This is a genomic window from Allochromatium palmeri (genome assembly GCF_009720725.1).
In the GTDB taxonomy this organism is placed as follows: domain Bacteria; phylum Pseudomonadota; class Gammaproteobacteria; order Chromatiales; family Chromatiaceae; genus Thermochromatium; species Thermochromatium palmeri.
The window spans coordinates 26,653-35,534 of the sequence record NZ_WNKT01000038.1; the positions used below are offsets into that span (position 1 = coordinate 26,653).

The following is an 8,882-nucleotide window of genomic DNA, read 5'->3' on the forward strand; positions in this document are numbered from 1 at the left end:
GTGCCTCGTTGACGAGGGTCGATGCGTCTCGACCAGCGGGTGATCATGGCTTGGGAGGGGCGGCGCGCACCGGTGCACGGGGCGGAGGCCGAGGAAGGGCTTTCCGGGTGGGTGGTGGCGCGGCCGCAGGCGACGGTTTTGAATAATCGCGCAATATTAGCGCATCCTGCTGACCCTGTCGCTCAAGCAGGACACGATCCTCCTGGATGTTCAGCACTGACCAGCCCTGAAGCTCGTCTCCGATACGTAAACGGCGCAGCTTGGGTTGTGCCGGATCCTTGACCCAGGCGGAGACCATGTCGGGCGTGATGAGCACGGCGTTCAAGTCGAAGACGCTCAGCTCGACGCTCTCCTCATTGATCGGCTCGGCCGGCTGTTCGTCGCTCGGTGGCTCGGGTTGGCGATCCGGCCGGAAGAGTGGATGCTCGATGATGGCGACATAGTTGTCCCTTGTGTCGGGCGTTGCGAGCCGGGTGAGCAGATCCGGTTGCAGCGGTGTGGCGACGGCTTCGACCACGGCAGGGGCATCGCCCGGCTCAGCCAGCGGCGCGGCCGGCGGCCAGCCGAGCCACTGGAGCGTCAGGATCGCAAGCAGGCCGAGCGCGACCAGAACAGGCGCATATTTCATGGTGCGCTCCCTCCGAGGACGAAGCCGTAAATATCCAGCCGCATCGTCAGTTCGCCTCCCTGATTGGCGACGAGGCGACGACGCGCCAGGGCCGGGTTGGCGTTGGTGATCGGACGGGCGGAGGAGCGCACCGAGAGACGCTCGATGAACAGAAAGGGGCGGGCCTGATCGAGCGCATAGATCACTTCCATCAGCGTCTCGGTCGAGCCTTGGATCTGGGTGCGGACGCGGATGCGCAGTGGTGTCTCCTGACTCTCGGGTGGCAGGATCTGGGTGCTGATCAGCCGCCCGGACGCCGCCGTGACGATCTCCTGGATCCGGGTCTGAAGCTGAGCACCGGCGAGCGCCTGGGTCGGCGCCTTGAAATAGAAGGCGTCGAAGTCGTCATTGGTGCGCGCCTGTTCCAGCTCGGCCTGTAAGGCGGGCAGGGTGCGCACCAGACGCTGATAACGCTGCAACTGATCGCTGTTGGTGGCGATGGTGTCGTTGAGTGTCGAAATCCGGTTCAGCCAGGGAACCGCGATGGCGGCCAGGAGCAGCAACGGCAGCAGGACCACCGTACCGAGTACCGCCAGACAGAAGGGGCGGCTGGCTGAAGATTTAGGGGTCATTCAGCGCCTCCTTGCGTGTAACGGAAGGCAATGTTGAAACGCTCCTTGCCGGTGCGGGCGATTTGCGTCACGGGCGAGCCGAAGGACACGCCCTCGATGCCGGGTGCCTGTTCCAGGATCGCGATCAGGGCCGTGGCCTGACCTGATTCACCGCGCAGGTCGACTTGGCCGGCGCTGAATTCGAGGTTCTGCACCCAGGTATCCTCGGGGATGCGCGTGGTCAGTTCGCGCAGCATCTCCAGGATCGAGGGCTGTTCGAGCTTGCTCTGAAGCACGGCGGTGCTGCCCTGGCGGACGCGTTCGAGTTCCTGGCGTACCTCGTCGACGGCGATGGCCTGAACGCGCAGACGTGCGACCTCGGTCTCCAGTTGGCGCGCGATCTGGTGCTTCTGCCACAGCGGCGTGACCAGGATCGCGACCACGAGCAGGAGTGAGGCCGCGACCGACACCGAGCTGAGCGTCAGACGCAGACGGCGGCGTTTCGGGCGTTGTTCGGATGGCAGCAGATTCGCCCCACTCCAGGCCCCGTCCCAGGTGATGCGATCGACCGGCGCGCCCAGCGCCTGCAGCCGCTCGACCCAGCCATCGATCAGATCGCGTCGGCACAGTGCCAGATCCAGTCGCAAACGCTCGGCGCTCTTGGAGCCGCTCTGGGCGGCGAAGTCGAAGAGCACATCCTTGGATTCGAAGGGCGAGAGACGATCCAGCTCGTAGCGGATCACCTGCGGCAGATTGGCGCGGACCTGTGAGGGGAAAGAGACCGTGCGTGTGAGCACGGTCTCGCGCGGCAGACAGAGTTCGATGACGCTGGGGCGATCCTGATCGCGCACGTCCGAGAGGCCGGGTAAGGTCGTCGTGTGCGCCAGATTCAGCTCGCCGAGCGGTTCGGTGTCCAGTCCGGCGACCAGACTGAGCCGTGCCCGATCACCCTCGGGGTAGATGATCAGACGACGATTGTGGCGGGCCAGGATCCGACGCGCGAACGCGGGCAGACAGTTCGTCAGCCGTTCGCCGATCTCCCCGGACAGCCCCATGGAGCCAGAGACCGGCAACCTTTTGATGAATAGGCTCAAGCGTTCAGTGAGAGTCATATTTCAGATTCAGAATCCAGTCGATCGACCCAGCGTGGATATATCAGGTATCGGCCGGGGTCGATACATTGTCGAGCGAATCAGGGTCGGAAATATGCAAAGAAGTGTCAAACCCAGCCCTGTCTCGACGCCACAGCACCTGATAGGGCGGCTGCTGACCGGGCGCGAGCTGAAAGAGCACCTCCATACTCCGGCCCGCGCCCCGCGATCGCGGTTCAGTGATCTGGAGTCGATAGAGTGGGCCGCCACGATTGACCACGGTCGTCGTGGTGGCCCCCGGCACCTCGGCCTGATCGCGCGCGATGATCTCTTCGCGCGCGTCCTCCAGCGTGAGGCCCTTGAGCGTCGCCAGCACGGCGGGTGACGCAAAACGCTCGTCCGGTTGCGCCGAGCCGCTCTCAACCGAGACCTCGGGCGCAAGCAGGCGATAGATCTCGGGTGTCATGCCGAGCACCTGCCGCAATTCCTCGACCGCCTCATAGGGTGCATCCTTGGCGCCGAGCGCACGGCCGGCTTGTTCGTAATCACTGTCCTCGGCCCCGTTGAGCAGGGCCAGGTCATCCTCGTCGCGCCAATCGATGATCGCCGCCGCCAGTGCATCGGCGTCCTCGGGTACCAGTCCGAGCACTTCCAGCAGGGCGCGCAGGGTGTCAGGCTGGATCTGATTGAGGCTGTAGCGTGAGGACTCGTTGAAGACCCGCAGACTCAGCTCGGAACCGGCGAACGACCAGGTTCGCGGCTGGCCGTTGGGCAGCCAGGCGGTGTCCTGTTCGGCATCGAGCTGGGCTTCCGGGGTCATGTAGTGCAAGGCCGTATAGGCGATGGCGGCCTCGGCAAGCGCCCGGAAGCGTGCCGACTCGACATGGTTGTCGGTCAGGGCGATCTCGGTGCGACGCGAGACAGTCAGGCTCACGGCCATGACCGTCAGGAGCGTCAGCACCCACATCACGAGCATGAGCGCGATGCCGCGCTGACGTCTGATTGGTAGCATCATCAGGGTTGATCGGGTAGGGCCACGACCAGATCGGGCCAGGATTGCGCGGTCGTCTCCAGACGAATCCGCACCAGATCCGGCAGGCGTGTCTGGCCCAGCCAGTCATCATGCCAGTCCGGTTCGCTGTCGCCATCGGCCAGACCATAGTAGGCCAGCTCGAAGCGACTGACATTCTCCAGTAACCGGGCACGCCCGAAAGCGCCATCGGCGGTGTCCAGGTCGGCGCGCAGATCGCTCGACGCCGCCGCGTCCTGCTCGCTCATCGGCTCCCAGATTGGAACCGCGTCGCCGCCCTCCAGAATCTCGGGGTGCAGCAGCCAGCGTGTCAGAATCAGGGTGCGCGCCTCGCCCGCGCCTTCGAGTTGCAGACGCAGGATATAGAGTCCGGACAGACCGACGTGCTCTGACAGGGGCGCGGCCCATTCGAGGCGTTCGGACTCCCCGGCGAAGACCTGCACGATCTGCCCATCATAGATGGTCGTCGCCGGCCGAGCCTGGCCGAGCGTGCGTCGGATAAAACCATCGGCGAGTCGCAGACCGGACAGACGCGCGCCGACCGTCTCGACGGCTTCCCAGGAGCGTCCGCCGAGTCGCAGACCCGAGAACAGCAGCAGCGAGATCAGACCGATGATCGCCAGCGCGATCACCAACTCGATCAGGGTGAAGCCGCGTCCTCTGCGCCCACCGGAGTTTGAGGGGATGAACCCGCTCATCGGCCGGCGCCCGCCAGGAGGGGAGCCAGTTTCAGGGTCGAAAGCGTCAGGTGCCGCGCGCGCCCAGCATCGAACCAGAGCACATTGGCGTTGACGCGATAGGCTCGGGCCTGCGGCTCGCTCATTGGAAATTCGGCTGAGAGATCGATTTCGACGAGGGTCAGCTCCCAGGCAAAGCCGCTGTCGGTCTCGCCCGAGACCGCGCCCTCGTCCAGGGCGATTTCCTGTCCGGCCAGGGTAAGCAGCGATTCGGCCAGGGTCGCGGCCTGGCTGTATTGGGCCGAGGCGATGGTCGCGCTGGTGGCGCGCGAGAAGATGCCCAGCAGCACCCCGAGCGACACGGCCAGGATCGCGAAGGCGACCAGCACCTCCAGCAGCGAGAATCCTTGCTGAGACGGGCGACGAGGGCTCATCACTCGGACCAGGTCTCCAGCTCGATGCGTCCGGTCAGCCAGGCCACGCCGACCTGATAGCCATATCCGTCATGGGATAACACGAGACGCCCGCCGGTCGAGCTGCCATCGGGGAAGAAGCGGATCGCGCCATGTTGCTCGTCGATCAGTTCACCACTGGCGGCGTCGAGCTGGATCGACAGCCGGTTGGGCAAGGAGAGCGCCCGATAGCCGGCCAGGGTCAGACGGTGATTTTCGAGATCGACCAGCACCGCCGTCTCCTCGCCACGCCGGATGGCGGATTCACGCGCCAGTTTGAGCGTAGCGGCGGTGCGACGCGCAGCGGATTTCATCTCCAGTCCTGGAAAGGACGCTGAGAACAACGTCGGCACGGCCGTCATGATCACCGCCGCGATGGCCATGACCACCAGCAGTTCGACCAGGGTGAAGCCGCGGGCCTTTATTCCCAACTGTTGATGTCGGCGTTCTCGCCTTCGCCGCCCTCGCGGTTGTCGGCGCCGAGCGACCAGATGTCGTAGCTGCCGTGCTCGCCGGGGAACCGGTACTGATAGTCGAAGCCCCAGGGGTCCTGGGGAACTTCCTTCTTCTTCAGATAGGGGCCATTCCAGTTCGGCATGTTGCCCGGATTCTCGACCAGCGCCTTGAGTCCTTCGCTCTCGGTCGGATAGCGGCCCAGTTCCAGGCGATAAAGATCGAGCGTCGAGGACAGATCCTCGATCTGGAGATTGGCGGTCTTGCTCTTGGAGCTGCCCAGGAACTTCATCACCTGCGGACCGACCAGTCCGGCGAGCAGACCCAGGATGGCCAGTACGACCAGGAGTTCGACCAGAGTGAAGCCGCCGTGACGGCGGGATGTCTTGAAACGCATGTTGAGGATCACCTCGTATTGGATTGGGAACCGCGCCTGTGCATCGGTCATGGACGGCGCATTGTAAACCGCACCCGATAAATTAGAAGACGAGTTCATTGGCGCCGAGAATGGCCATGAGGATCGAGACAATGATCCCGGCGACGATGACGCCAAGTCCAATGATCATGATCGGCTCCAGCAGCGTCAGCATCCGCTGCACGCTCACCCGCGTCTCGCGGTCGTAGAGGCTGGCGACCTTGGCCAGCATGGCATCGAGACTGCCGGATTCCTCGCCGACGCGGATCATCTGGAGCGCCAGATCGGGCAGGGCCTGGAGCCGGGCCAGCGGGCCGGCGAGGCCGCGTCCATGCTTGAGTTCTTCGCCCGCTTCCTCGATCAGACCAAAGAGCTTCTGGTTAGAGACCACTTCCTTGGCCAGGTTCAGGGCGCTGAGCAGGGGCAGTCCGTTTTTGAGCAGGGTCGAGAGCGTGTGACAGAGGCGTGCGGTTTCCATCTTCCAGATGAGGTCACCGAACAGCGGCAGCCTCAGCACCCGTCGGTCGAGTCGGGCCTTGGCCTCGGGGTTCTGGAGCCAGCGCTCGATGATGACGGCCACCAGCGCGATGACGCACAGCATGGCCCACCAGTAGTTGCGGAACAGTTCCCCGGCGGCGACCACGATCTGGGTCGGCAGCGGTAGGGCCTCGCCCATGTCTTCGAACAGCACCGTGAACTGCGGCACCACGAACACCAGCAGCAGGATGACCGAGAGCGCGGAGACGAACAGCAGGATCGCGGGATAGACCAGGGCTGAGGTCACGGTCTGGCGCAGCTCGGCCAGACGTTCCAGATAGTCGGCCAACCGGTCGAGCACCTGTTCCATGGCCCCGCTGGCTTCGCCGGCCCGCACCATGTTGATGTAGAGACGCGGAAACTGCCGGTCCTGGGCCTCCAGGGCGCTAGAGAAGGTCGCGCCGCCGCGCACTCGTTCCTGCAAGTCCGCGAGCACTCGCACCAGATGCTCCTCGGAGGTCAGGTCGACGAGGATCTGCAGCGAGCGGTCCAGGGTCAGGCCGGCTTCGAGCAGGGTTGCCAGCTCGCGCGTGAGAATGCCGATCTCTTTTTGGCTCAGACGTCGGCGGCGGCGCTGGCCCAGCTTGGCCGTCAGGCTCTTGGTGGTGCGCGCCTCGATCGGGATCAGGCCCTGGACCTGGAGATGACGGATGACCGCCGACTCGTCGGCGGCCTCCAGTTCGCCCTCGACCGTCTCGCCGTCGAGCTTGACGGCTTTGTAGAAAAATTTGGGCATGGTTGTCCTGTGGAAACGATGGTGGGTTTCGCTGTCGCTCTACCCGCCCTTGTATCTACCTCGCTTCAGAGCCATAAACGCTCAAACGCTCGACCATCGGGTAGCCGATAGGCGGAGAAATCACGCACATCAACGGTGATGATCTGGTTGATGGAATGGATCCCGGCAAGCGTGACGAGTGCCGCGTCGGTGAAATCGGGGGTGAGATCATGATATTTCGTCAAGGTCGCACGAATCGCCGGCAGTTCGGCGACCCGGATGTCATGTAGGATGATCCCGTGGCGCTCCAACCAACTCAGCAGCGCAATTTTTCCCGATGTGTCGAGAAAGAAATTGGCCTCAACCACGACCGGCCAGAGAGAATGCAGTTCCAGACGTCGAGCCTTTGCCAGAAAATCAACCGCCGAGGCGTGATGTGGGTCGTTGCGGGCGAACAGCGCGACCAGAAACCCCGTATCAACCCAGGCGGCGGTGCTTGGCATGCAGTGACTCCCAGATGTCGCGTTTGGCGGGATCAGTCGGCGCGTCGGCGAGATGTCCCGCGCCGAACAGATCCTGGCCCAGTTCATAGGGCGTCGATCCGGCTTGTTCCAGCAGACGTTGGCACAGCTCGCGGACACTCTGGCGCACCAGATCGCTCTGACTGCGTGCGCTCTGGCGACTGGCGGCTTCCAGTAGAGCCTCTTCCTCGGGAGTCAACAGAATCGAGAGTGGCATGAGATGGCTCACCAAATTGGCAGTTGGGAATTTATATTATCTCGACTGCGCAATCGACGCCTCCCGATCTTGATCGTGCAGTTGCGCTTTGAGGCGTGCAATTTCGGCTAAGGCGGCTTCTTTGGCGGTCCGTTCCTGTTCCTCCAGAGCCTGCGCCTGTTCGAGCGCCGCTCGCTTCGCCGGCCCGCACCATGTTGATGTAGAGACGCGGAAACTGCCGATCCTGGGCCTCCAGGGCACTGGAGAAGGTCGCGCCGCCGCGCACCCGTTCCTGCAAGTCCGTAAGCACCCGCACCAGATGCTCTTCGGAGGTCAGATCGACGAGGATCTGCAGCGAGCGGTCCAGGGTCAGACCGGCTTCGAGCAGGTCGCCAGCTCGCGTGTGAGGATGCCGATCTCTTTTTGGCTCAGACGTCGGCGGCGGCGCTGGCCCAGCTTGGCCGTCAGGCTTTTCGTGGTGCGCGCCTCAATCGGAATCAGGCCCTCGCCCTGGAGATGGCGGATGACCGCCGACTCGTCGACGGCCTCTAGCTCGCCCTCGACCGTCTCGCCGTCGAGCTTGACGGCTTTGTAGAAGAATTTGGGCATGGTCAACTGATATTCAGATTGCGATCGTTGATGACGCTATTTGTGTAATAAAATGAGCGCCAAAGTTTTGATGATGAGAAATCGCTCACGGTTTACGGCGAATTTTGCCCTATACTTGATCGCTCCAAAACATTTCGCGACTTTTTGCGAATTTGTGCGGGCATTAATCCGTGTTTTCATTTCAATCATATCACTGTGATGCTGCCATCGACTGCCCTACCCGGTGGTCTGTCGTGACCTGTTCTAAGTGGCCGAATGCGTTCCTGGAGGCCAGGCCCAAGGCAACACCGGGGCGGTTCCAGCGTGGACTCACCCTGCTTGAACTCCTGGTCACGCTGTCCATCGCCGCGATTCTCGTCACTCTGGGCGTGCCGGGTTTTCAGGATCTGATCCGCAACAATCGCGCCGCGACCCAACAGCGATAGTAAAGCAATTCAACTAACCTGACCAATAGGGCAGGATGTAACACTAGCTTCGTTGCTGTGTGGTAGGCGCGATTCCGTCCTGCTAGACAGCTCAGGTTTCGCATAAAACTGATGAATAAACACCAAGGTTTTACCATCATCGAACTCATGATCACGGTTGCACTGGCCCTGATTGTGTTGACCATTGGCGTCCCAAATTTCCGCAGCATCATTCAAAACAACCGTGCCACCACCATCACCAACGACCTCGTAACCGCATTGCAAACAGCGCGTTCTGAGGCCATCAAACAGCGAAAACATGCGACTGTTTGCCGCCGGAATAACAGCGGAACGGGTTGTGAGAATGGTGTCGACTGGTCAGCCGGATGGCTCGTTTGGCGTGACGATGATGGTGACGATACCCTAGATAACGATGAAATCCAAAAAGTATGGGATGCGTTCAACAGCGGGACCAATAGCGTAACCAGTAAGTACATCTATTAAATAATTTTAACAAAATACCTGTTTGAGTATATAATAAATATCTCTGCCATAAGCAAGAAG

At 62.2% G+C, this 8,882-nt stretch carries 15 protein-coding genes; 2 read left to right on the forward strand and 13 right to left on the reverse strand.

Going from position 1 to position 8,882, the window contains the following annotated elements:
* Positions 1-43 precede the first annotated feature (43 nt).
* The 13 genes from GJ668_RS14950 to GJ668_RS20655 form a co-directional block, all read right to left on the reverse strand.
* Positions 44-628 (reverse strand): hypothetical protein, encoded by a 585-nt coding sequence (locus GJ668_RS14950; protein WP_155450937.1) that lies wholly within the window; start codon positions 626-628, stop codon positions 44-46.
* Positions 625-1,239, reverse strand: coding sequence for a type II secretion system protein GspM (gspM, locus tag GJ668_RS14955; protein WP_155450938.1), 615 nt, complete (start codon positions 1,237-1,239; stop codon positions 625-627). The genes GJ668_RS14950 and gspM overlap by 4 nt, the downstream gene beginning before the upstream one ends.
* The gene (locus GJ668_RS14960) at positions 1,236-2,330 is read right to left on the reverse strand and encodes a PilN domain-containing protein (RefSeq protein ID WP_155450939.1); all 1,095 of its coding nucleotides are present in this window, start codon (positions 2,328-2,330) and stop codon (positions 1,236-1,238) included. Before GJ668_RS14960 ends, gspM begins: the two co-directional genes overlap by 4 nt.
* A 43-nt stretch (positions 2,331-2,373) precedes the next feature.
* Positions 2,374-3,324 (reverse strand): type II secretion system minor pseudopilin, encoded by a 951-nt coding sequence (locus GJ668_RS14965; protein WP_155450940.1) that lies wholly within the window; start codon positions 3,322-3,324, stop codon positions 2,374-2,376.
* A complete protein-coding gene (locus tag GJ668_RS14970; RefSeq protein WP_155450941.1) occupies positions 3,324-4,037 on the reverse strand; it encodes a prepilin-type N-terminal cleavage/methylation domain-containing protein in 714 nt (237 codons plus the stop codon). Before GJ668_RS14970 ends, GJ668_RS14965 begins: the two co-directional genes overlap by 1 nt.
* Complete coding sequence (locus tag GJ668_RS14975) at positions 4,034-4,450, reverse strand: type IV pilus modification PilV family protein (protein WP_155450942.1); 417 nt, start codon at positions 4,448-4,450, stop codon at positions 4,034-4,036. The genes GJ668_RS14970 and GJ668_RS14975 overlap by 4 nt, the downstream gene beginning before the upstream one ends.
* Positions 4,450-4,899 (reverse strand): GspH/FimT family pseudopilin, encoded by a 450-nt coding sequence (locus GJ668_RS14980; protein WP_246194916.1) that lies wholly within the window; start codon positions 4,897-4,899, stop codon positions 4,450-4,452. The genes GJ668_RS14975 and GJ668_RS14980 overlap by 1 nt, the downstream gene beginning before the upstream one ends.
* Positions 4,890-5,318 (reverse strand): type II secretion system major pseudopilin GspG, encoded by a 429-nt coding sequence (gene gspG / locus GJ668_RS14985; RefSeq protein ID WP_155450943.1) that lies wholly within the window; start codon positions 5,316-5,318, stop codon positions 4,890-4,892. The genes GJ668_RS14980 and gspG overlap by 10 nt, the downstream gene beginning before the upstream one ends.
* 82 nt (positions 5,319-5,400) lie before the next feature.
* On the reverse strand, positions 5,401-6,609 hold the full coding sequence (locus tag GJ668_RS14990; protein WP_155450944.1) for a type II secretion system F family protein: 1,209 nt from the start codon (positions 6,607-6,609) through the stop codon (positions 5,401-5,403).
* A 65-nt stretch (positions 6,610-6,674) separates the two neighbouring features.
* Positions 6,675-7,091, reverse strand: a complete 417-nt coding sequence (locus GJ668_RS14995) for a type II toxin-antitoxin system VapC family toxin (RefSeq protein WP_155450945.1) — start codon at positions 7,089-7,091, stop codon at positions 6,675-6,677.
* Positions 7,066-7,326, reverse strand: a complete 261-nt coding sequence (locus GJ668_RS15000; RefSeq protein ID WP_155450946.1) for a ribbon-helix-helix domain-containing protein — start codon at positions 7,324-7,326, stop codon at positions 7,066-7,068. The genes GJ668_RS14995 and GJ668_RS15000 overlap by 26 nt, the downstream gene beginning before the upstream one ends.
* A 31-nt stretch (positions 7,327-7,357) precedes the next feature.
* Positions 7,358-7,693 carry a type II secretion system F family protein gene (locus GJ668_RS20650; protein ID WP_343032229.1) on the reverse strand — a complete coding sequence of 112 codons (336 nt, stop codon included), beginning with the start codon at positions 7,691-7,693 and terminating at the stop codon, positions 7,358-7,360.
* Positions 7,675-7,914, reverse strand: coding sequence for a hypothetical protein (locus GJ668_RS20655; protein WP_246194918.1), 240 nt, complete (start codon positions 7,912-7,914; stop codon positions 7,675-7,677). Before GJ668_RS20655 ends, GJ668_RS20650 begins: the two co-directional genes overlap by 19 nt.
* A 233-nt stretch (positions 7,915-8,147) precedes the next feature.
* Here GJ668_RS20655 and GJ668_RS20970 point away from each other — a divergent pair, with 233 nt between their 5' ends.
* Entirely contained in the window at positions 8,148-8,339 is a 192-nt protein-coding gene (locus tag GJ668_RS20970; RefSeq protein WP_343032228.1) for a prepilin-type N-terminal cleavage/methylation domain-containing protein, read from the forward strand.
* Positions 8,340-8,450: 111 nt separating this feature from the next.
* Positions 8,451-8,822, forward strand: coding sequence for a GspH/FimT family pseudopilin (locus GJ668_RS15015; RefSeq protein ID WP_155450947.1), 372 nt, complete (start codon positions 8,451-8,453; stop codon positions 8,820-8,822).
* The last annotated feature ends 60 nt before the right edge of the window (positions 8,823-8,882 follow it).

Bases quoted from the DNA above. Each gene is read 5' to 3' on its own strand.
- GJ668_RS20655 (WP_246194918.1), bottom strand. From the start codon at position 7,914: ATGCCCAAATTCTTCTACAAAGCCGTCAAGCTCGACGGCGAGACGGTC.
- GJ668_RS14995 (WP_155450945.1), bottom strand. From the start codon at position 7,091: ATGCCAAGCACCGCCGCCTGGGTTGATACGGGGTTTCTGGTCGCGCTG.
- GJ668_RS14975 (WP_155450942.1), bottom strand. From the start codon at position 4,450: ATGAGCCCTCGTCGCCCGTCTCAGCAAGGATTCTCGCTGCTGGAGGTG.
- GJ668_RS15015 (WP_155450947.1), top strand. From the start codon at position 8,451: ATGAATAAACACCAAGGTTTTACCATCATCGAACTCATGATCACGGTT.
- gspM (WP_155450938.1), bottom strand. From the start codon at position 1,239: ATGACCCCTAAATCTTCAGCCAGCCGCCCCTTCTGTCTGGCGGTACTC.
- GJ668_RS14970 (WP_155450941.1), bottom strand. From the start codon at position 4,037: ATGAGCGGGTTCATCCCCTCAAACTCCGGTGGGCGCAGAGGACGCGGC.
- GJ668_RS15000 (WP_155450946.1), bottom strand. From the start codon at position 7,326: ATGCCACTCTCGATTCTGTTGACTCCCGAGGAAGAGGCTCTACTGGAA.
- GJ668_RS14950 (WP_155450937.1), bottom strand. From the start codon at position 628: ATGAAATATGCGCCTGTTCTGGTCGCGCTCGGCCTGCTTGCGATCCTG.
- GJ668_RS14965 (WP_155450940.1), bottom strand. From the start codon at position 3,324: ATGATGCTACCAATCAGACGTCAGCGCGGCATCGCGCTCATGCTCGTG.
- GJ668_RS14960 (WP_155450939.1), bottom strand. From the start codon at position 2,330: ATGACTCTCACTGAACGCTTGAGCCTATTCATCAAAAGGTTGCCGGTC.
- GJ668_RS14990 (WP_155450944.1), bottom strand. From the start codon at position 6,609: ATGCCCAAATTTTTCTACAAAGCCGTCAAGCTCGACGGCGAGACGGTC.
- gspG (WP_155450943.1), bottom strand. From the start codon at position 5,318: ATGCGTTTCAAGACATCCCGCCGTCACGGCGGCTTCACTCTGGTCGAA.